Source organism: Halomonas alkaliantarctica (assembly GCF_029854215.1).
Classification (GTDB): domain Bacteria; phylum Pseudomonadota; class Gammaproteobacteria; order Pseudomonadales; family Halomonadaceae; genus Vreelandella; species Vreelandella alkaliantarctica_A.
This window is the reverse complement of record NZ_CP122961.1, coordinates 1345967-1369069: the sequence shown is the minus strand read 5'-3', so window position 1 is coordinate 1369069 and position 23103 is coordinate 1345967. Positions and strand designations below refer to the sequence as shown.

Sequence of the window (23103 nt, the reverse complement as noted above, 5' to 3'; positions counted from 1 at the left end):
AAATAACTGTCCTCAAATAACAACAGCATCACCCTTCTCCGCCGTCGCTAAACGGCGGTCATCTCGCCCCCACCAGTAATCCACGCCTTCGGCCCAGCCGGCCGGCCCTGTTGCGTCCGTACGATAGAGCAAAGCGTTGCGCGGCTCTACGGCTAAGTCGTGGCAACCGCGAATCACAACCGCTTGATCGACCGCTTCGAGCATGGTGATATCGTTTGGCCCGTCCCCTAATCCCAGTGAAACAGGTGCTCGACCTCTTAGCGCCGTAAAGCGCTTAATCAGCCACTCGACGGCAGCCCCCTTGTCTGCGGAGCGTCCCATCACATGCCAAAAGCGCCCGCCTTGAGTAAGCTCTAACCCATCCCCTTCTAAAGCGGCGCGAAAAGTTTCCAGGGCCGCGGCAGTGTCATCCCATAGCAGCGGCTCACTGCCTTCCCGCTGCCGTGCATCCCGGGCGCGAACCGCGTCAAGCCCAGTAAGCTCCATCACCTCAGGCACGCTCATCTCGCCCATGCGGGTGAAACGAATGTCCAGGCGTTCGCGCCACACCTTCAACCGGGCACGAATAAAATCAATATCCACACCAGGATGTTTGATAACGACGCCATCACGGCCGCTGCCTGGTCGGTCTAAGCGCGCGTGGCACCAGCCTGGCGGCAGACCAATAACCGCACCATTTTCAGCAATAAACGGCGTAGCCGTAAGGCCCAGCGCTTCACGCAGCGGAATCAGTTCGGCACGGGTTTTACTGGTCACCGGAATTACCGGCACCCCCATCTGCTTTAAGCGGGCAAGCCAGGGAGCTGCAGGGCTGAAGTCATAACTGTGATGATCGAGCAGTGAGCCATCTAAATCGGTCACTACCAGCCGCGGCTGGAGAGCAGGATCCACCGAAGGAATTGACGCTGAAAGACGAGCTGATTCAGGCATGGCACTACCTCTCTTCGGCCTTAGCCCACTGTTAAAGCGATGACTAGAACGCCCAATTGGCTAAGACCTGCTATTAATTGTCTACCAAAAGCATAGCAATTAATAAGCCAAAAGAGAGAAGTGACGGTTCAGCAGGGAGTTACATGAAGTTCTAAGGGATTAATAAATCGAAAAACCCACAAGCACCAAAAAGAGGCAGCTTTAGCGCACCAAAAAAGTGCGTGAAAGAGATCGGGGCGCTTTTGGTGCTGTGTTCTATCAAAAAGCATGGGAATTGATGAAAGTGACAAGAAAACTAATAAAAAGCGTTACAGGACTTGGCAACGCCTCATAAATAGCTATACTGGAATTGTACCCACTGGCGATCTTGTACACCCCCTCACCTGATGCCAGTGGGCTGCAGTGAGCCAAGCCCTTTGATGCCCGCCTACCCCGGCGGGCTTTTTTTAATTCTTATTTAACGTCTGGGCAAACTGCAATACTGCTTACTCCACATGAATAACGACCTCAACCCGCCGATTTCGCGCACGCCCTTCCGCTGTGGCATTGCTTTCCAGTGGTTTTGTGGCCGCCAAGCCTACGGCACGTAAGCGTTCAGCATCGACACCCTCAGCTTCCAGCGCTTCCACAATGGCAATCGCGCGAGCGCTAGACAGCGCCCAGTTAGACGAGTACTCATCCGTGTTAATGGTCTGGCTATCCGAATGGCCCTCAACCCATACCTCGCCATCGTAGCGCTGAATAGTCTCCAGCAAACTACCCACCAGTGACGAACCATCGCTGGTGAGCTCAGCCGTTGCAGAAGGAAACAGCAGTTGATCCTGCACGCGGAGACTAATCCCCTCATCCACTCGCGATACTTCAACACCTTCAAGGTCGGGCAGATACGTCGACTCTTCGACACGCTGGGAAAGCGACTGATTTAGCGCAAGCGCCCCTGCCACTGACTCGTCGCTCACCGCATGAACATTGACCGGAGGCCGGTCGGTTAACACCAACATGTAGTCGGCCAAAGGCGATGTAAAATCATCGCTGCCCGCGGGCATCATCAGTTTAGGCAGAGTGAAGTCCGGCTCGGCGGGCGGTGGCGGTGCTGCCAAAAGTGGCGGGACCCCATAGCTGACTCGACGAGCAAGCCCTGTCAATTTAGGCAACCCGGCGACACCCATCGCCGCACTAATCGCCATAGGGTTCAATCCTGCCCCGCTCCACCGGGCGGCGACCGCACGCTCATGGCTTACCTTGGCCAAAGATTCGGGCAGGGGCACTTCCATAGCCGACGACGGCGTGTAAGCGTATTCGCTCGCACTCTCCTCCTCGTTCAACTGAGGGATTACCGGCCCAGCGGCGGCGATAATGACCACGAAAAGAGCCACCAACAAGGTCATGATATCGAGATAGCTGATCATCCAACCGCTACCACTATCACTTTCATGATAGGCCGACATTAGCGAATCATGGCGCGGAGCATTGTGATGATCTTCAAGCATTGGGATTATCGCTCATTAAAGTTTTTAACCTCGTGGCCGATCTAGCTAACTATGTCGAGCTAGTACGTCGAGCTAGTACGTCGAGTTAGGTACATGAAAGCAGGTAATTAGAATCAAGTACTTAGAATAAGGCACATCACATTAGGTACATCGAATTAGGCATGGCAAACTAAGCATGGCGAACAGTCTATCAAAAGCCGTTTTGTAGCGAAAAAGGAACCACCAGGTGCGCACCCGTCCCCGATTATTTCCATCAACCTATTTCATACGTCCTGTGAGTTTGGGGCTGGCAAGCTTAATGCTAAGCGGCTGCTTTTATGCCAATACATCCCAGGCGCCGATAGCCATCACCTACCCTTATACAGAACAGCAGCGTATGCAGGCAGCTCATCACTGGGATGTGCTGGCCCGCCATGAAGCTACCCGCATTTTGCAGCGCGAACGCGTTCGCAATCGCGATTTACACATCAGCGAACCAGACAATGAAGCACTGCACGCCTACAGCGGCGGTGAATTTGAGCGTGGCTTTCGCGCGCTGCTAACCAGCGAGCTGGTCTCGCGGGGCGCCAATCTCACAACCGTTCCGACTGCCAACAGCGCCAATATCACCTTTGATGTCGAAGTCGTCGAACACCGTGACCGCGGTTTTGTCCGCCCGCCTGTCGGCGCTTTTACTGCACTTACCGCGGGCATCGCAGTCGCCGCCATTCCGTATAACCAGTGGGCCGAACCGGCGCTGGGGTTAATCCCCGCCGCAATGCTTGCCGATACCACTAGCGGTAATTGGACCCACACCGGCAACGAAGAGATCATCGTGACCACGCAAATTATCGATGGCGAACGAATTCTCTACTCTTCATCCAACATTTACTACATTAATGCCGGTGATCGTCGTCAATATGCCCCTAACCGTGTGCCCCAGGCACCTAGCACGCCCACCGTTCCCCTTACTGATACGTGGTAATTTCATGCTGATTACACTTTTCGCTGCTCGGCGCGCTCGTTCTATCAGCCATGCTACCCGTGGAATGGCCATTGGCATGACGCTACTGTTACTGGCAGGCTGTAGCGCGCTAGGCAATGCTAACAACAGACCCGCCGAACCGGAACCCGATCTCTCTGAATTGGTTCATGCCGCTGCCGAGCAGATGGTTGCCAGCAATCCAGAGATAAAGAACTATAGTCCCATGATTGCCGCCACCTTTGTGAGCATCGACAATCTAAGCCAGTCATCGACGCTTGGGCGTATCAGCTCTGAAATTATGGCCTCCGCACTGTCCCGCCAGGGCATGCAGGTACGCGAAGTTAAAATGCGCGACAGCATGTTTATCGAAGAGAGCGTAGGGGAGTTGATTCTTTCCCGGCAAGTTCAGCGCTTAACCTCCCAGCACAACGCACGATCAATATTGATGGGCACCTACGCACAAGGCCAGGACTACGTTTACGTGAGTGCTCGGGTGGTGCGAGCAGGCGATGCCATGGTGCTTGGCAGCGCTGATTTCCGCCTGCCGCTAAACAACAACACCCGCAGTTTGTTAGAAGGCCAAGGAGGTTGGTGAGCACTTACCATTTATTCAGGCTAGGCTGGTGAATTCTCGGGCAAATCCACCGTTACCGAGCGCCGATGCTTAACCGCCATTGCTTCAATGGCGGTTTTTAGTGTTTGCCTAGCCGCATCGTCACCGTGCACAAGGAGAATCTCCCTGGGCCAATGGCGCATTCGCCTGATAAACCTCAATAAATCCCGCTGATCAGCGTGGGCGGAGTAACCGCTAATGGTGCTCACACCCGCGCGGATATCATAGCGTTCACCATCTAACATTACCCAACCACCCTGCGGCCCATAACGCTGTATATCGCGCCCCGGTGTGCCCGCCCCCTGGTAGCCTACAAACAGTACTTGGTGGCGCGAGTCACCCAGCGTGGCTTTTAAATAGTTCACTACCCGGCCACCGGCGCACATCCCGCTGGCGGCAATCACCACGGCAGGTCGACCGCTTTCGGCTAAATAGCGTACCGTTTGCTCATGCGTTTCATGGCTATGCACGGTATTAAGCGCATCAAAATTAAGCGGATGCCGCCCTGCCTTCAAGCGCTTCTGCGCTTCATCATCCCAGAAGGGCTTTAACTCGCGATAGACCCGCGTGAATCGCGCAGCTAGGGGCGAATCGACGATGATTTCTAACGACTGCCAGAGCGAATCATTCCCCGCCCGATGAATAATTCCCTCCAACTCGTAAAGCAGTTCCTGGGTGCGGCCAATGCTAAAAGCCGGAATAATAACCGTACCCTTATTTTATAACGCCTGTTCTACAGCCCGCTTTAAGAGGGTTGCACTCTCATCACGTCCTTAAAGCCAATTTTCAACGCATCTTCAATCACCAACGGCAACAGCTTAGCCGAAGGCTTCGAACACAAAATGGGGCCTGAAAATCCAGCTACCAGTAAATAAGGTAACCGCCCCACATGGTCAATATGAACATGGGTAATGACCAAGGTTTTTACCGATGAAATATCAAAATCGACAGTGAGCTGATCGAAACTATCCTGCTGTGCGTCTTCGCCTTGAAACAAACCACAATCGGTTAATAGTGAAGACTCACTATTAACCATAAGCTGATGGCAACTACCGGTAACGCCACTTGCCCCACCGTGATGACGTATTTCGGGCCACGTTTGCTGATTTTGCATGTTGTACTCTTTATCTAATAACCATTAAATAAGAAACGTATCACATGAAAATAAAAATCGCCCAACAAGGCTGAGTCCCACGTTACCCGATGGAAAGGGCTTTGTAAGAACTCAACTTGTTGAGCGATCAGTAATTATCCCGCCGTTTAAATTATAAAGGCTAAATAGGGCGAACAAACTCCTTGCGCTGGCGAGAATAAATCCCCCACAACACTGCGAGCAAAAACGCATACATCATCACGCCGCTGTTATGGGATAAAAAACTTTGCGTTAAGCCAAAATCAATATAGGTAACCGGTAGCAATACACCTGCCGTCGCCGTGGCGCGTAGCGATAAATCACTAGCCCCCAGCTCTTTAGCAAAAAAGCGCATGGGCAGTAAGTAAACAGCTAACAACACCATAAGGCCAATCAAACCGCGCTTGGCAAAGGTATCAATAAATTCGTTGTGGGCGTGGCTATAACGCGCAGCATTTCCATTAATTACGCCTTCATTGGCTAACGTTTGCATCGCCGCAGCGTATCCATTTGATCCCCAACCAACCAACGGCTTCTCGGCAATCAAATGACTGGCACCCCGCCACATCTCAAACCGTGCCCCAACAGATGTAGAGCTTCTATCGCCTGAAGCATAACGTTGCACTTGTTCTACGGCTTGATGAACGCGCTCTTGCACACCCGTTTCAGGCACTGCATATACAGCGGCTCCCGCTAGCAAAACGCCGACTAGCGCACCTACGCTATGTCTTTTGAGCATCAAGGGTGCATAGGCGCGGAACAACACCAGCAACACAAAAGGAATGCCTATCCAGCCACCCCGGCTGCCAGATAACAACGACCCCGCCATACCAAATACCGCCCCTATAATAAATACCGTGCTCCAAAGATTGCGGCGTGGCTGGATAACGGCCCAGCCCATCGCGGCGAGACACAACACCCCCAGCAGCATACTTAAATTGCCGAACTGAATCGCGTTGTTGTAACCGCCTGGGCGAGCCACCCCGTCTATCAGCTTCGCCCAAGTAGCCCAACCCCCTGCGCCTATCGCCCCCACCGTAATACCGCCCCAAAACCAGGCCAAACGCGGAGGGTAAGCCATCACTAACAACAGCGCAGGAATCGCTAGCAGTAAGCGCAGCGGCCTATCCATGCCGCGTGTGCCCTGCCCATCCCACCACGCCTCAAGCGCTCCAACCAGGGTATACGCGGCCATTGCTAATATCACCAACATATCCTGTCGGTTCAATCCAAGCGCCGGGCGTTTTATCAATAGCACCACGCTACCCAGCAACAGCATGACGGCACCTAGCGAGTAACCACTAGGCACCACCAATGCTATGGCGCAAAGCATAAATGCGGAGAGGGACGTGTAAATGGAAATGGGAGTAGAAACAGGGAGAGAAACTGAGAAAGGAGGGTGGCTCACAGAAATTCCAAGACTAACGTGGATAGAGCGAGATATTATCACACGACGTCACAAGTATCGTCAGTGGAGAATATGAAAAGCGACTCCCAACAAAGCGAGAAGTCGCTTATTCAATCAATGCTTAGCAGGCCTAGGGGCAGCCTCATAAACAACGTGCTGATAATTAGGTAAGAGATCACAAACATCGCCGCTATGGGCAAAACCGCTGACGCCCCGCTTTAGCACCGCACAGGCGCGGTAGCTATCAAGGTTACGTTCAGCCTCACGCAGCTCGTTTAATAGTACTGTTAACTCTTGATGCGGCAGAATTTCTTCATGGGCACGCAGTATTTTAGGGTGCAATGTTCCGGCCACATTATCGCCAATTAGAAGTTCCTCATAGAGCTTCTCACCGGGGCGCAGGCCACTAAAAACAACCTCAATATCGCCCTCGGGATTTGCAGCATCTTTCACCTCAAGGCCTGTCAACTGAATCATCCGCTTTGCCAGGTCGACAATTTTCACCGAATCACCCATATCAAGCACGAACACATCTCCGCCTTCGGCCATGGAGCCAGCCTGAATCACCAGCAGGGCAGCCTCGGGAATGGTCATGAAATAGCGAGTGATATCAGGATGGGTAACGGTAATGGGGCCGCCCTGCTCAATCTGACGGCGGAATAGAGGCACTACAGAGCCACTGGAACCCAGCACGTTACCAAAACGTACCATGGAGAAGATGGTGCGGTGATTATCCTTCAAGGCATAGCGAGTGGCTAAATCCTGCAGCACTAGCTCGGCCATGCGCTTGGTCGCCCCCATCACATTGGTGGGGCGCACCGCTTTGTCGGTAGAAATCAATACACAGCGCTCGACACCCAGCTTAGCGGCACTTTCCGCGATGACTTGGGTGCCATGGACATTATTGCGCACACCTTCAAGTACATTGTTTTCAACAATCGGCACGTGTTTGTAAGCGGCAGCATGGTAGAGAGTTTGCACCCCATAGTGGCTAATAACCGCCTCTACGCGATTACGATCACAGACATTGCCTAACAACGGTACGATGGGAAAGGCCTCCCCCATCTCGATGCGAAGCGCTTCAAGCTCTTGCTCGATTGCATAAAGACCAAACTCACTCATCTCAAACAAAATTACCGACTTGGGCCTGCCGCGCATCACTTGACGGCACATCTCACTACCGATAGAGCCACCAGCGCCGGTAATCATCACCACCTTATTGCGAATACTGGCATCAATCAGCGATTGACGAGGGGGTATGGGGTCCCGACCCAGCAAATCCTCCAGTTCGACCTCACGTAACTGATCAACACTCGCTACGCCGGAAATAATTTCAGGCATTGAGGGCACGGTTTGCACTCGAACAGGTAAATCAGCTAGCTGATCTAAAGCCTGTTTACGCTGTGCCTTTGTAGCGGTAGGCATAGCAAGCAGTACGCGCCTGATACCCAAACGCTCGACTAACGCCTTGAAGTCTGAAGGGTTATAGACCTTTACCCCCTTAATGGTACTACCCCAAAGCGCGGGATCGTCATCCATGAAGGCAGCGATATAGAACTCGCGCCCGCTGGAGAGTGCCAGGGCCAACTGGGCACCCGCCCCGCCAGCACCATAGATGGCGACCGCCTCTTTCTCGGTATAGTGTTTTATCAGCCAATGATAATAACTGCGCACAATCAGACGAGTACCGCCCACATACACCAGGGTAACTAACGCGAAATTAATCGGCACCGAGCGGGGAAACTGCTGCCACTGGTAAAAGTAGGCCGCCGACCACATCAGTACCGCCATCAACAGCGAGCCTTTCACCACCGCCCAAAGCGCCTGAGGGCCCATGAATCGCACAACTGCACGATAAAGCCCTAGCCGGGCAAATACAAAAACACCTGCCGGAGGCACAATCAAGAACAGCCACCAGAAAGGTTCGATGTAATAGGCGGGCCACCATTCAGCGAAACGCAATGTATAGGCCGACCACAATGCCAACGGCAAAGCCAGCAGGTCGGCAGCGACCATGATGAAGCGCTTCTTGCCCCTGCTGAGCCCGGCAATGGAACGATGCAAGCGTCCTGATTTAGTCATACGGAATCCTTCCGATTAGGGACCGTCGATGAGAAATGGTAGCGATTGTAATAGCAAGCATGCCTCAAGAACACCTATCCCTATAGAGTAACGGTGAACATAGACTATATATTGATCAACATAGCCATAGGTTACGCTTTTGCCACTTTTACCTTGCAGCCTGGGCCATCACGTCCTCCAGCACACTACACGTTTTATTTATGTTCGACTCGGTTAAGGTGGGATGACAGAGGAACATCAAGCTGACCTCACCCAACTCCCGAGCCACAGGCAAAGGACGTTCAGGCCGCAAGCCGGTCCCCTCAAACGCTTTTTCCAGGTACACCTCTGAACAGGAGCCAGAAAAACACGGCACGCCTGACGCCACGATTTCACTCTGAATACGGTCACGATCCCAGCCATCAGCCAACTGTTCCGGCTTGACGAATACATAACACTTATAAGCTGCATGGTTGATGTAATTTGGAATCTCCGGCACATGAAGACCTGGCAGAGCCTTGGCACAATTCCAGATGGTATTGGCATTATGCTGGCGAGCGACAGTCCACTCCGACATACGGCCTAGCTGTATCCGCCCAATAGTAGCTTGCATTTCTGTCATGCGGAAATTGGTGCCAAAGCTTTCATGCAGCCAACGGAAGCCTGGCGGGTGATCTCGCTCATATACCGCCTCCCAGCTTTTGCCATGATCCTTATAGGACCACATCCGGGACCAAAGCTCATGATCATTCGTGGTTACCATCCCGCCCTCACCACCGGTTGTCATGATCTTATCCTGGCAAAAAGACCAACAGCCTACATGCCCAATGGATCCCACAGAGCGGCCCTTGTAGCTAGCACCATGTGACTGAGCGCAGTCCTCAATAACGTAAAGACCTTTCTCGTGGGCAAGCTCCATGATGCCATCCATTTCACAGGGCCAACCAGCTAAGTGAACACAAATCACTGCACGTGTTCGTGGTGTAAGAACAGCTTTGATAGTTTCAGCCGTGACATTTTGAGAGTCTGCATCAACATCAGCAAATATTGGTGTTGCACCTGACGTAACAATAGAAGAAACAGATGCAAGGAATGTCCGCGAAGTAACGACTATTTCATCTTCGGATTCGACACCAATAGCTTTTAATGCCAAATCCAAAGCTACTGTACCATTGCTCAAAGCAATCGAATAATTGGTACCTGCCCAAGATGCAAATTCGTGCTCAAATTGGCGTCCTTCTTGACCAGTCCAGTAATTAACACGATTCGACAGCAACACATTTTGTACGGCCTCTGCCTCTTCTTGAGTAAAAGAGGGCCATGGAGAAAAAGAAGTGTTCAACATAATCTACAGTTACCTCATTTTAACAGCGGGAACACCAGCAACGGTGGCGTTATCCTCGACATTTTTAACAACAACGGCACCAGCGGCCACAGTAACATTAATTCCAATTCGCACCTGTTGGCGAATAGAAGCCCCTATACCTATCCAGCTACATTTGCCTACAGATACGATACCTGCCAAATGTGCGCCAGGGGAGATATGAACCCCATCCTCCAACAAGCAGTCATGATCAATGCTTGCGCCTGTATTGATGATACAGGCGCAACCGACATGCGCTGCAGCATTGATTACAGCCCCCGGCATCACAACGGTACCTGATTCAATGCTTGCAAACCGGCTTATCGTAGAAGACGGATGAACGAGCGTTGGTATGTAAAAACCAGCATCAAGCAGCGACTGTTGAAGAGACAAACGGAGCCTGTTGTTACCAATCGCTACGAAAGCCGCAGAATATTGGTCAACATTCGAAATAAGATTCTGGAAATTACCACCATAAGGCATCCCTAATGTCATCTCTTTCTCTGGAATAGCATCATCATAAAAGTGCACATTCCAGCCAGTGCAAACGGCAATATCAGCAACTACACGGCCATGGCCGCTAGCCCCAAAAATTGCTATTTTTTGTTGTCCCACTCGTCATTTCCCTCGAAACGTACTGATGTGACGTGTTCCTGAGAAGAAACACCTTCGCGTTTAAAAACTTTAATAAGCGTTAGGTATAGGATTTTTATATCTAGCCAAAAAGTCCTATTTTCAACGTACCATACATCCATTTCAAATTTAGTCTGCCAACTCAAATTATTACGGCCATTAACCTGAGCCCATCCGGTTATTCCCGGCTTTACGTCGTGCCTGCGCATTTGCCGCTCGCTATAAAGTGGCAAATAGTCCATTAATAAAGGACGAGGGCCAACAAGGCTCATTTCACCTTTAAGGACATTCCATAATTGGGGCAACTCATCAAGGCTGGTACTACGCAAGAAGCGTCCAACCCGAGACATACGCTCGGCATCGCCAACACCCAATAGCCCATCATCTTCCAGCTCACGCATAGTTCTGAATTTATATACTGTGAACGGTTTTCCTTTGTAGCCGGGACGCTTATGAGTAAATAAAACCGGAGAACCAAGATCAAACAATACAACAAAGAAAAGCAATAAAAAAATAGGAAGACCGAGAATAAGAATAAAAAAAGAGACTAAAATATCTAAGAGACGCATTATAAAATACCGTATCCATAGAAAAATCATTTATAGTGTTATAACACTTCCGCTATAAAAACCCAAACCATGTGAGATTTCTATTACACGACTCCCGGACCGTCCGTCACCTAGCTCAGGATTCGAAATCAAATAAGGCATTTCTCCAACCCGATTGGCATGTATCAATTCGCTTATATAAGATTTCATATCAGTAAGATTGTATACTACATCAGCGATACCAAGAGCACCAAAATCAAGCACAGGATCTTGACCAGAAATTAACACACTTAAAACTTTCTTTTTTAGAACAGCAGCCTCTAGACCAACATTACTAAACTGAGTAACAACTACATCAGAAGCAATAATCAATTTATACAAATGTCCCGACTGAGTAACTGAAACATGAGTTTCTTTACCATACATTTTGACAAGAGAATGATATTTATCCAGTAAACTCATTGGGCTTCTTGGATGAAGCTTAACAATTAGATGCACATGATCTTCAAGTGTAGAAATAATATCTTTTACAATATCAAAACTATACCCTCCATCCCCATGCTGCTCGGCAAAAAAAATGACAAATTTATCGAGACCTAGTCCATACTCAACACGAATATCTTCGATCTTATAGTCGGAGACATTTGAAAGTTGATTATCCATCATTAAAGAACCAATACAATAAACTCGCTGATCACTTTTCTGACTATGATTCTCTATATAAACATCGATCTGATCACGTGTTATTCCGCAGTAATTATCGGCCAAACTGCCTTTGTACCGCGGCATAGAAGATATAAAAAAAGCTTGAACATCAACTGTTCTAATGCCGGATGAATTCGCAATCAAAGTTATGGCACGGGATAACGGTGATCGCCCTGGGCTGGTAATAAGAGAAGAAATAGGTGTGTGTTCTAGAAATTTCAAAACAACTTCAATCTGATTCTTTAATTTAGTAGTCCATCTAGCAAGATAAACATCGAGAGTATGCTGAATTAATGATAAACATGAATAACTTCCAAGCTTATCGAACCCTGACACATCAACAAAGAGGAGTTCATTAAAACTGACGTCCATTGAATCAAAAGAGTTTACTCCAGTGGAATCAATAAGATAAACATTATCTAACAACAAAGTATTTTCAATAATTCTATCTGCAACATTAAATACATAGTTATGTGAATAATCAGATGCTTTAAGTATTTCCAAGGAAGACTTATAGTACGCAGGATCACCAAGTGACGACATAATCAGCATGGCATCATCTTCATAACCACTGCAATAGATCGTTGCATTCTCACACCTATTAATGAAATCAAAGAAACTAATCTTTGGTGAGTTTGTAGCTGGATAAACATTAAGCTGCGATAAATCTCCAGGAACAAATTCTCTAACAAGAAAGCACTCAATACCTAATGTCTCATTTACTGCTTTAGACAAGCTTTGGACGAGAGCATATTCTTGTAATTTATACGAAAAAACAACTCTACTTATTCCGAAACTCCGAAGATGCTCAACTAAAGCTATAAATTTCTTAATATGGCCAAAAAGACGATCCTCAATTGCAAGTGAAAAAACCTCATTAATAAAATCAGTTGCCCACAAACTTTGATTGTCATTTTTATTTATTTTGGAAAAAAGCCAGTGACTCGCATCATGAGAAATTTGGAAAGCATCCAAGTCTAACAAAGAACCAGGCTCTGGCATTAAATCCGATAAGGTGAAAATTTGGCAAACACGAGGATCAACATTAACTTGATCTACATTGGTATAACCAACAACTTGTGAAAAACAATATGCATCGTTTGCTTCTAAAAAAAAACTTTCAGTTACTCTAGAAATACAGACCAAAGCTGTAATTGGTTGCATTACTTTTTGGGATACAGGGTCTTCTTCATCATTAAAGCTTGCAAAGTGGTCAACTTGCGAATAGCCAATAAGCTCTAAAAAACTTTCATCAAAATCTTTACAGATGTCATAGGAATAAATCATATAACAAACTTCTTCAACAAATCCACTCCAACCATCACCGCCGTAATCACCACTAAAGCTAGAAAGTACATCATAAATTTTCTTTAATGGCAGAATGCCATCAAAGTAAAAAAAAGAAACCTTTTCTAGCTTAAACAAATACTTAGAGCATGATAAAAACTTCTCTTTGAAGTATAACTGTAAAAACTTAAAAGAATGTTTATTTGAAATGGGGGGGATTGATCTAGAAGCAATGGCGCTAACCTGTCCCGATATAATCAATTTTTGAAAGAGCACCATGTAAAAGAGATAGAGAAATTCCTCGTTATTGTCTATTTTTTTATCTTCAAAAAAATCTATTTTACCCAAACATTCAACTAAAGAAACTTGATTAACAAAAGCAATAGAATTAAATGCATCAGAGCCAAAAAAATCAGAGCCTCTTGCAAAATCCTTCAACTCAACACGTGCAGTCAAGTAACTATTATTAATCCAAGAATTGCCTGGATTAAAAGTTCTATAAAGCTCAGAAAAATGTTTTACCAGCAACCACTCTTTCATGCTATATAGAACACGAACTAGCCGATAGCAATATGAAGCGGACCAGCGGGCATTATTAGTACTTTTAAGAAAAGACATAACGGATGGAATCGCTGTATCTCCTTTCTTTATAAGTAACTCCAAAAGAGCAGCATCATTAAATCGATCGATTTTTTTAAGCTTATCAGAAGTATTTTTTCCTTCAAATAGGACACGTGACAATGCACAATGCAACACTGAAGATTCTATTTTTTTCACTTCATTAGTAAATAAAATCATTCCTCGATAACTTATTCGTCCAGACTTAAAATCATCAAGAAAATAGTAGTTCATATAATTTATATAATCTTTTTCTTCTAATTTTTCAGGAAAAAAATCATTATTTCTTGATATCAATCGAAATACATATCTACTGTTTCTAAATCCAACAAGAAAATTCAGGCGATAAGTTATCCTGGTAGAAAAAATGTAGAATCTTTTTAACAATCTTTTTACCGGTAAAACATAAGACATGGCTAACCCTTATTTTTTACAAAAAATTTCTGATTTAGACGAATAACTAGCATTGCTCTATAATGTTTTGTATTTCGCTTAGTGTTGAAGCATAAAGCACATCACCTTCACTAATATAGTATTCAAAATAATCTAGTGCGCTTTCAGCAACAACAATTGACTTAACCCCTTCAAAATACGCATCGACAACAGCACCAGACCATTCCGTAAGATGCACATCAATATGTTTCATAAGCACTTGTATAGGAATATTTGATGGCTCCTCAAAAAAAACGTTAGGATAATTTTTTTTTAATTTATTATGGATCTCATCCGCTCTTAAAGGAAAGCCAGGATGCGATCTGATAAGAAAACAATAATTTTTTCTGCTCTGAGTTATTACTTCAAAAAATAAATTTGGTAATGAACTAGACTGCAGCGTAATCAACACTTTTTTATTAAAGCTACTTACTTCATTGAAGAACTTTAACCACTGTTTTTCTGAAGTCATAAACAGACAGTTAGACATAACATAATCACGCCACAAGCTACCAACTACAAAAGCATTATGGTGTGGGGTACCTTTTGCCCAGGCAGTTATGGCATTTGCATCGTATTTGGTCCAGCAAAAAAAAGTATCCGGCAGTGTTGAATACCCATTTTCTGGCACTTTGTTCCAACTTGCATACGCTCTCATACTGCCACCCGCTACACCATGTTGTATATCTGTTATTGGAATATTCTGTTGGCGACAAGCAGCAGTCAACGCCATTCCTAGTACTGAATAATAGCAAACAACGTAAGCTTTTTCTGGTTTAGCTCTACGCAAAATAAATGAGAAAATATTTTTTGCTACCAAACAAAAAAGAATATTTCGATATAGTTGCTTTTTCAGAACAGCATAGCTTATCGAACTTTCTCTAAGCATAGGAGAGTCTGAAAGTTCTTTAGCAATACCTTCAACATAAGTAGATATAGATGGAATATAACGCATTACTGCCGAAAACTTTGACACTCCCGCCGCAAGCAACAAAACAATAAATATTGATCGGCAATATTCACGTCCAACAATATTGTTGTCTTTCAACATATTCTGAAGAGCTATGATTGGAACTTTAGAATTATGCTGTTCCATTTCTCTAATTACATGTGCATCTTTTAAGTAAATTGATCCAGATACTGTTTCAGAAAATTTCTGGTCAGATAAAATAAAAACATTTATATTTTTAATTGAAAGAGTGTCTTTTATTGACTTGGCAATACTTATAATAGAATAAATGCTAAAATTAAAACCTGCGCCAGCGCCTTGACCAGATTTAGGCAGTACAATAGACAAGATTGTATTTCTGATCACTGGCCAACAATCAACCCCGTCAACATTATGATTTAGCCCATCACGTTTCATTTCAAATTCTTTAATCCATTTAAGCGCTTGTTTAGGCTTCACTATGGGCCACCATTCTTTTATAAATTATATCTGAAGGTGATACCGTTTGATCACTTCCATTACTTATTATTTTTTTTGCTATTTCTTGTGTTTGTTTTTTTAGATGTCCTATTTCGTAAAAAAGGAAATCAATTTCACTTACCACATACCCACCTTGTGAAACAATCCAATCGCATTTCACCCCACCCATAATGGATCTACTTCCTAAGTAAAAGGTAATTCGTCCACAACACAACGCAAAATCGCAAAGATTTGAAAAAAAACCAATTACAACATGGGCTTTTGAAAGAGATTCACCCCACTCTTTTACAATCGTAAAATGATCTAACATATTATCTTCAAATGCTGATCCGCGGGGATGCTTTTTTATTTTAAAATTAATTTCTGGATCATTATTAAATACTTTAAGCATATCATAACAGTAGCCTATATATTCTTCTGAATACTCACCACGCTGACGTATAGGTTGGTCAACAAAGATAATGCTAAGTTTATTTTCCTCAAGGAGTTTTTCATTTAACATTAGGCTAGAGTCATATTCAAACTCGGGAGAACCCGAAACTATTATATTATCAACATTGACATTCAAACTCATAAAAACTTTTTTACTATAAACATCATAAACAAACAGGTTGTCGGCACCATATCCAGAAAAATGTTGCTGATCATAGGAAGCCTGACCAAACTGTAATGCATTGACAATGCATCTTCTAGTCAATTTTTGTTGCTCAAATTGAAGTGCCGGCAGTTCGATACCACCTGTAAGACCTAACCAATTATTACATGGCAACAAACTATATATTTTCTGGTATAAACTTATTCGTACACGCGAAATTGAAGATAAACATGCAAAATTAAAACGTTGTGCAAAGGACCCATTAATCTTAGTAAAATATTTAGCCATGAGCATAAACATAAACAACCTATCACAAACCCAGCTTATTGGCTTGACAAACACTATATTGAACCCATCTTCTTTCAAATAGCGATTCAAAGACCCTTCATAGGCTGCAACTGCATTTTTATTCCCATTTTTACCGAGAATAATTACTAAATTAACTTCACGACCATCTTTTAAACACCGATCAATAATGGTGTAAAAGCTTTTTAATTTTTGCTGAGCACTTACAGGCCTAACATCAGTCATTATTATATTAAGAAACACAGGGACTATATTTTTAGACTTGCTTTGTTGGATCGAAACATGACTAAAAAGCCTGCTCAGGAATGTCATTTAAAAGTTTTCCTTTTTTTTAACAACCTAATAGGACTAATAGTTCTAATGAAAAAAAGAAGATATCTAAAGCCTGGGATCAAACCGAGGAAACGAGTATTTGTGACTTGGTGCCATTCAACATTAAGTTCTTCATGCATTAACACATCTGATGGTAAGAGATAGTGTGATATAAATATGATAGTATCATGACTTATATCATCAGATGTTTTTTTTTGTTTTATAAAATTAATAGCATTAAGATAGCATTTAGCTTCTATGCGAAGTTCAGATAAACGCAACGCGCGTCGCATTATGGCTGCATCACCACCTGGGTTAGCTATATTTTTAATATTTCTTTCTATAGAAGACTCAACAATAGCTGATTCTATTTTCGGATTCAATTGTGGACTTGGAAGGCACTTATACGAAACTGGATCATGTGAAGAAAAGATATTTTTATCCGAAAAATGATAAACAAGATCCGGATTTAAAGTTAAAAACCGGGAAGCAGATCTTTCACTTAGTGAACCAAGCACAAATAACAATCTCATTTTATGTACCTTTAGTAAAAAAGGCTTTATAAATCGCAGACAAACTTTTATTGTATGCTCCAGCTCTAACAACGATGTTCGAAAAAGAGCGCATTTGTAGAAAAGCAACACCTGTCAATATAGCCATATATCCAATTTGGCCACCATGAGATTCAAAGTAAAGCTTAGTTGCAATTAAGCTAGTAACTATCAGTATTGCGATTATACTCATCAAAGCCAGCATTATATAATTAGGAAGAAGGAGCATCTTATAAAACCCTTGCTGTTCTTGACTACCAACATAACTTTCTAGTTTTCCGGTTCTATTTATTGGTTTATAACGTTTGGCGGAAAAGCCGACACCTTTTTTAAGCAACCACGCTCCTCCACATAACATTATAAAAATTAATATCAGCATATAAGGGGTGACATGTATCCACAAAGCAGAGACAGTCACGATCAAAGCTAATGGCACCATCACATCCATCACTGATATTAATAATTTAACTATATTTTTAAGATCACCTTTGCTAATCAAAACTTGATTATTACCAACTTTTTCCACTATAACTTTTTCAAATTGGCATGTTGCTTTAAGAGAACACATTTTACCAATAAGCAGGCATAGGGTAGATAATATAAAACCTAAGGCGCCAATGCATGGATAAATATAGGACTCTACCGGAAGCCCTATCATTTCCTTGACAACTGGTTTGACATTGCCGCCTACCCAACCAAAAATAAACCAGATAGAAGAAACTTGTAACACAATAAATAGAAAACGAAAAATTATACCTATCAGCACAAGCAGAGGTGCCGTTTTCACAAAGCAAAATAGTACATTAGCTAGCTTGCTTTTATGGAGGTTAAACATTTTCTTTATATCCAGCTATTTCGCAGTAATGCTTAAAGCTATCTTCTAACTCCCCAAGTGAACAAAGGCCTTCCGTCAATCCTAGGAGGAAGTTATCTGTCTGCCGATACAATCCTGGCTTAAATGATTTTTCTAATTCATCGTCAAGCTCAATTTCATACTCATCAATTGTACCTTTGCGAGTTTCCAACAACTTTTCCATGGGACATAGGCGTAATTTACGAAGCGGCGTAAATAACTCCAGACCCCATCGTCCTGCTGAACCCCAATCAGAACCATACGAAAAAAGTATACCTTCCGTGCTGATGCCTGCACCTGTGAATACCATCGCGCTAGGATGCCAGTCCAAGCTACCTGATTGATAAGCAGTTAGCTTCTCGGGATTACCTGTAAAATAAAACGCCAGATCGATAACATGCGTAGAGTTGGCTAATAACCAATGAGCCTTCTCATGAGGATCTTTGTCTAACCCTTCAATAACATGACTCCGCTCGGTAAAATCGAACTTTACCATTTCCAGGCCACCATCCTCATCGATAATTTCACGAGCTTTAATCACTGAACTAAAGAAACGGCGATTATAAGCAATGAATATAGCGGCAGTGTTTTCGTTAGCCAGACGACATGCAGCGTTCAATTGCTCATTGTCTAGTACGAAAGGTTTTTCAACTAAAATCTTTTTAGCGCCAGCTTTTATCAGGCTGCAAACATTCGAGAACAGCTGCGTTACGTTGGTAGCGACAATACAGTGCGTAAAACTTGAAAAATCAAGATGGGCAATATTAGCTTCTAGCCCCCCAGTAAGAACAGGTAATTCGGTCTCTTTTTCGAACGCTCGCGCGCCACTGACGCTACGTCCCACTACTGTTAATGGTGTATTCATGGCACGCAGAACTTTTACGTATTCTTTAGCCATCGCTCCACTGCCAACGATCAAAACGTTATTTTTCATGTGATAGGCACCATCTTTAAAGAGTTTTCTTCAATATTCGAAGCATATAATACATAAGCATTACTAATAAATGGACTATGTAAGGCCATCGACTCGTAAAACTCAGTTAATCCACACGCTTGTTTAGAAATGATTTCATCTATAAGTCCCCCTGTCAGCTCACTCTGATAAGGCTGACGGAAACTGCTAACCTCTTTACTACCGTCTGTCTTTATAATTTCCACATTTCCAGCTATCTCATCAATCACGTATTCATCAGTAAGTGTAACAATTCTTATCTTAAATCCCACCTCTTTAGTAGACCGCTGACAATCAATTTTAAAATCCGGTCCAGATTCAAATGTCCCTGTGATTTCGCCAAAAAACTCAATATAATCATGACGTTTACTTGGCAATATCTCACTAATATTATCTAAAGAAATATGATAATTGGCTTTTTTTGCTAAGAAAGCAAACAAGTCAATAAAATGAATGGCATTACAAGCCATGCCAAAGTTTTCTCCCACTACTTCAAAGCGATCAATTTTTAAATTTTCAAATATCTCACGTAATTGAATATAAAATGGGTTAAGACGACGAGGGCAATTTACCCAGGCACGCGCATTATATTTCTCTATTAATACTTTAGCTTTTTCAATATCAGGCACAGAGTTAAAAGCTACTTTCTCCAGAACTAGGTCTTTCGCCCCTAGAGCCAACACCTGTTTAAGTATATCTAAACGCCCACTTGCTGGTGTCGCATCGATTACAATGTCAATTTCTTTATCTATTTCTTCTATAGCTTTATGAAAGCTTACAACTTTTTCTACGGCATCACTTTTCGTTTCTTGAAATATTTTCTCAGCCTGCTCTCTAGCTGCTTCAAATGGTTCTACTACAAAAATATTGAAAGGTTCAGCACTATTTTTCATGCTCTGTAAATGTCGCCGCCCCAGGTTTCCAGCACCGACTAGTAATACATTTTTCATAGCAACCTCTATCTTATAGAATAAAAATATTCAGCCATTAGGTAATCATGGTGAGTATCGATATCTATAGAAGACACTTCATCCATTTCATAGGCAAAGGTATTATTATTGAAATAGAACTTTCCATACGTACTTAACGACTTTATATCATAAATATATATAGCCCCATTAAGGCGGTAATGATGTGCTAGCTCTTGGGATCGCATCTGCGAATTATCACTCTCCCCAAATTTTTCCATGCTTCCATTTGGTCCGAGCTCAGCACACCATTGAAGAGGGTGTTCAAGTTTACATACTGATACCACAGCATCAGCCTCACGTTCCTCGAACAGCTCAACTGCTTGCCGAAGATCCTGTGCCGTTCGTAATGGTGATGTAGGCTGTAAAACGATTAAAGCGTCATAGTGGTTTCCCCTGCTGGCAAACCACTGAATTGCATGGTCGACAACATCTATCGTTTTAGCTTCGTCTGTAGCTAGCTGCTTGGGCCTCATGAAAGGTACATATGGGCCATAGCGCATTGCCTCAGTTGCTATGCTTTGATCGTCGGTGCTTACAGTGATATCACCAACAATGCTTGCATTCTTGGCACATAAAATCGCGCACCCAATCAAGGAATCGTCACCAATTTTCATCAAATTTTTGCCGGGGAGTCGTTTGCTCCCCCCACGGGCAGGAATGACTACCAAATAACGCTTGCGCGGAGCAGCCATCAGATGCTCTCCCCCTCGCTGTATGTTTTCCGCGCTGGCTGACCAAGTATATCCCAATACTGATTTGGCATTAGTCCAGTTGCAGAACGCTTGATATCAATATTATCTGAAGTGAACAACTCCCCTTCAGCAATCTCTTTTGCAGCAACGAGATACTTGCGAGCTACTTCAAGGTTTGCCTGCTCGCGCGGGGATGGAGCCTTCACTTTCGGAAGCAGTGCTTTATCAAGGTTACGAATAGCATCAATAAAATGTCTAAACTCTTCAGGCGTAGAGGATGCCGCGTGATCAGGCCCAGGCATGCTTTGATCTAAAGTGATATGCTTTTCCAAACAGGTTGCTCCCAAGGCAACGGCTGCACAGCATGCTTCAATACCTGTCGAATGATCCGAATAGCCTACATTTAAGCCATAAACTTCTCGCAACTGACGGATGGCATTAAGGTTTAAATCCTGTGCTTGCGCTGGATAGTCTGTGACACAATGAAGGATAGTAACTTTATTTTTCAGTTGCTCGATGGACTCGGGGGTAAAGTAGTTATATTTTAACCAGCGATAACTCTCTGGAGTTGTACCTGGCTCTGACTGGTATCCGAAAGCCAACGCTGCAAGAGCATCTTCTACTTCAGACAACATGGCCATACCAGTAGAGATGATGATGCTAACCCCTGTTCGAGCATGCTCAATCAAAAATGGAAGATTAGTGAGGTCACCAGACCCAATTTTGAGGATTTTTGGTGCAGCAGTTTTAATAATAAAATCAAGCGAATCACTATCGAAGCATGTTGTCATGAAATCTATATTATATTTATCACACTCTTTTTTTATTATCACATAGTCATCGTACTTTAGTTCAAGCCTTCGGAGCATATCAGCTTGCGAAGATGAACTAGCATCATTTTCGTTTTGATAACTTGCTTTTTTTGCGTAACTTGTTACTAGTTTATCCGTTACAAATGTTTGAAATTTAACAGCATCAGCTCCACACTCGCTTGCCACACGTATTAAATCTTTTGCGAGTGTTACTGAGCCATTGTGGTTAACACCAACTTCTGCAATAACATAAGTGCTCATAGATTAAAGTCCAAATCGAAGAATGTCTTTTGAATACCGACTTTCTCATTAGCATTGCGTAGCACATCAGCTATAAAGCTTGATGGCGCACTACCTTGATAAGGGTTGTCGATATGCGTAACTCTTTCCTGATGTTCAGTTGTCATAGCCGTACTGATTGCATTCGAAATTTGATGGTAATCAAGTTCTACGTCCAGTGTTGCTATAGAGCGAATGCGCCCTCGCTGCCTATCACCGATGTTAATGATAGGTCTCTTGAAACTAGGCATTTCGATGATTCCTGACGAGGAGTTTCCAAGATACAACTCGCAATGTTTCATCAGAGATAGATATATATCACGCTGCAATGATTTGATGAGTAACACATTCTGAGGATGATGTGCTGCGAACGCCTGAATGGCCTCAATAATATCTCGGCTCATCATGTCCGAGTTTGGGTATATAAACAATTTCTTATAATCTGGAAAGTCTTCAATTGCTTGAAGTAGTGCATCAATATTTTCAGACTTCTTGTGAGTCTCTGGATGGTAGACAATAAGGAAATATCTCTCATCGACACTAATACCAACACTTTCTGACATTTGTTTGCGTTCGACTGCGTCCTGGCGAGCCATCGACTCAAGCCCAAGTGCACCGCAGTTATATACTCTTTCTGGATTCTCGCCCATTTGTATCACACGGCGACGATAGGCTTCTGTCGATGTAAAGTGGAGGCTTGCCAATTTACTGATGGCATGGCGCACTTTTTCATCAACAGCACCTTCAGTTATCTCACCTCCGTGTAAATGAACAATGGGAATCTTGGCTATCACGGCCGCTTCACACACAGCCATTAGCTCTATCCGATCACCCAGCACAATAATGTAATCAGGGTTTTCACGTGCAAAATAGTCACCCATGACCATAGCCAACATGGCTGAGGAGCGTGTAATAGCTTGAGGAGAGTCATCAGCTATAAGCGTTGAAATACATTCATTTGGGGTAAAACCATCTGCAATAATATCATTGACTGTATAACCATACTCATGAGAAAGATGTGTTCCCGCTACTACTAATTGTAATTCAAAATCTGCACTTTCGTGAAGTTCCTTGATAAGCCAATACAACAGCCCATATTCTGCACGCGTACTGGTAAACACTGTGATTTTTTGCATTCTGTTTTATTCCTTCTGGCTATATTTGCCA

The 23103-nt window shown here is 44.0% G+C and carries 19 protein-coding genes and 1 pseudogene; 2 read left to right on the top strand and 18 right to left on the bottom strand.

Features of this window, described 5'->3' with window-relative positions:
* Positions 1-12: 12 nt before the first annotated feature.
* Together QEN58_RS06165 and QEN58_RS06160 are read right to left on the bottom strand one after the other, a co-directional pair.
* Positions 13-930, bottom strand: coding sequence for an HAD-IIB family hydrolase (locus QEN58_RS06165; protein WP_280106255.1), 918 nt, complete (start codon positions 928-930; stop codon positions 13-15).
* A 485-nt stretch (positions 931-1415) separates the two neighbouring features.
* The gene (locus QEN58_RS06160) at positions 1416-2420 is read right to left on the bottom strand and encodes an OmpA family protein (RefSeq protein WP_280106254.1); all 1005 of its coding nucleotides are present in this window, start codon (positions 2418-2420) and stop codon (positions 1416-1418) included.
* Between the two features lie 298 nt (positions 2421-2718).
* Here QEN58_RS06160 and QEN58_RS06155 point away from each other — a divergent pair, with 298 nt between their 5' ends.
* Together QEN58_RS06155 and QEN58_RS06150 are read left to right on the top strand one after the other, a co-directional pair.
* Complete coding sequence (locus tag QEN58_RS06155; protein ID WP_425270321.1) at positions 2719-3384, top strand: hypothetical protein; 666 nt, start codon at positions 2719-2721, stop codon at positions 3382-3384.
* A 4-nt stretch (positions 3385-3388) separates the two neighbouring features.
* Positions 3389-3979 carry a FlgO family outer membrane protein gene (locus QEN58_RS06150; protein ID WP_280106252.1) on the top strand — a complete coding sequence of 197 codons (591 nt, stop codon included), beginning with the start codon at positions 3389-3391 and terminating at the stop codon, positions 3977-3979.
* A gap of 20 nt (positions 3980-3999) precedes the next feature.
* On the opposite strand, the pseudogene QEN58_RS06145 reads toward QEN58_RS06150, so the two are convergent.
* The 16 genes and pseudogenes from QEN58_RS06145 to neuC form a co-directional block, all read right to left on the bottom strand.
* Positions 4000-5111: pseudogene (locus tag QEN58_RS06145) on the bottom strand (MBL fold metallo-hydrolase RNA specificity domain-containing protein).
* A 160-nt stretch (positions 5112-5271) separates the two neighbouring features.
* A complete protein-coding gene (locus QEN58_RS06140) occupies positions 5272-6408 on the bottom strand; it encodes an O-antigen ligase family protein (protein ID WP_280106251.1) in 1137 nt (378 codons plus the stop codon).
* Between the two features lie 243 nt (positions 6409-6651).
* The gene (locus QEN58_RS06135) at positions 6652-8619 is read right to left on the bottom strand and encodes a polysaccharide biosynthesis protein (protein WP_280106250.1); all 1968 of its coding nucleotides are present in this window, start codon (positions 8617-8619) and stop codon (positions 6652-6654) included.
* A gap of 148 nt (positions 8620-8767) precedes the next feature.
* Complete coding sequence (locus tag QEN58_RS06130; RefSeq protein WP_280106249.1) at positions 8768-9943, bottom strand: DegT/DnrJ/EryC1/StrS family aminotransferase; 1176 nt, start codon at positions 9941-9943, stop codon at positions 8768-8770.
* A 9-nt stretch (positions 9944-9952) separates the two neighbouring features.
* The gene (locus QEN58_RS06125) at positions 9953-10576 is read right to left on the bottom strand and encodes a NeuD/PglB/VioB family sugar acetyltransferase (RefSeq protein WP_280106248.1); all 624 of its coding nucleotides are present in this window, start codon (positions 10574-10576) and stop codon (positions 9953-9955) included.
* A complete protein-coding gene (locus QEN58_RS06120; protein WP_280106247.1) occupies positions 10558-11163 on the bottom strand; it encodes a sugar transferase in 606 nt (201 codons plus the stop codon). Before QEN58_RS06120 ends, QEN58_RS06125 begins: the two co-directional genes overlap by 19 nt.
* A 30-nt stretch (positions 11164-11193) precedes the next feature.
* A complete protein-coding gene (locus tag QEN58_RS06115) occupies positions 11194-14166 on the bottom strand; it encodes a CDP-glycerol glycerophosphotransferase family protein (protein WP_280106246.1) in 2973 nt (990 codons plus the stop codon).
* Positions 14167-14212: 46 nt separating this feature from the next.
* Positions 14213-15592, bottom strand: a complete 1380-nt coding sequence (locus tag QEN58_RS06110) for a hypothetical protein (protein ID WP_280106245.1) — start codon at positions 15590-15592, stop codon at positions 14213-14215.
* Entirely contained in the window at positions 15582-16826 is a 1245-nt protein-coding gene (locus QEN58_RS06105; RefSeq protein ID WP_280106244.1) for a hypothetical protein, read from the bottom strand. The genes QEN58_RS06110 and QEN58_RS06105 overlap by 11 nt, the downstream gene beginning before the upstream one ends.
* Positions 16823-17359: a hypothetical protein gene (locus QEN58_RS06100; RefSeq protein ID WP_280106243.1), complete on the bottom strand. Its 537-nt coding sequence runs from the start codon at positions 17357-17359 to the stop codon at positions 16823-16825. Before QEN58_RS06100 ends, QEN58_RS06105 begins: the two co-directional genes overlap by 4 nt.
* Before the next feature lies 1 nt (position 17360).
* Positions 17361-18212, bottom strand: a complete 852-nt coding sequence (locus tag QEN58_RS06095; RefSeq protein ID WP_280106242.1) for a hypothetical protein — start codon at positions 18210-18212, stop codon at positions 17361-17363.
* The gene (locus QEN58_RS06090; RefSeq protein ID WP_280106241.1) at positions 18205-19164 is read right to left on the bottom strand and encodes a Gfo/Idh/MocA family oxidoreductase; all 960 of its coding nucleotides are present in this window, start codon (positions 19162-19164) and stop codon (positions 18205-18207) included. The genes QEN58_RS06095 and QEN58_RS06090 overlap by 8 nt, the downstream gene beginning before the upstream one ends.
* On the bottom strand, positions 19161-20132 hold the full coding sequence (locus QEN58_RS06085; RefSeq protein ID WP_280106240.1) for a Gfo/Idh/MocA family oxidoreductase: 972 nt from the start codon (positions 20130-20132) through the stop codon (positions 19161-19163). The genes QEN58_RS06090 and QEN58_RS06085 overlap by 4 nt, the downstream gene beginning before the upstream one ends.
* Before the next feature lie 8 nt (positions 20133-20140).
* Entirely contained in the window at positions 20141-20845 is a 705-nt protein-coding gene (locus QEN58_RS06080; RefSeq protein WP_280106239.1) for an acylneuraminate cytidylyltransferase family protein, read from the bottom strand.
* Positions 20845-21918 carry an N-acetylneuraminate synthase gene (gene neuB, locus QEN58_RS06075; RefSeq protein WP_280106238.1) on the bottom strand — a complete coding sequence of 358 codons (1074 nt, stop codon included), beginning with the start codon at positions 21916-21918 and terminating at the stop codon, positions 20845-20847. Before neuB ends, QEN58_RS06080 begins: the two co-directional genes overlap by 1 nt.
* Positions 21915-23072 carry a UDP-N-acetylglucosamine 2-epimerase gene (neuC, locus tag QEN58_RS06070; RefSeq protein WP_280106237.1) on the bottom strand — a complete coding sequence of 386 codons (1158 nt, stop codon included), beginning with the start codon at positions 23070-23072 and terminating at the stop codon, positions 21915-21917. Before neuC ends, neuB begins: the two co-directional genes overlap by 4 nt.
* Positions 23073-23103: the final 31 nt, after the last annotated feature.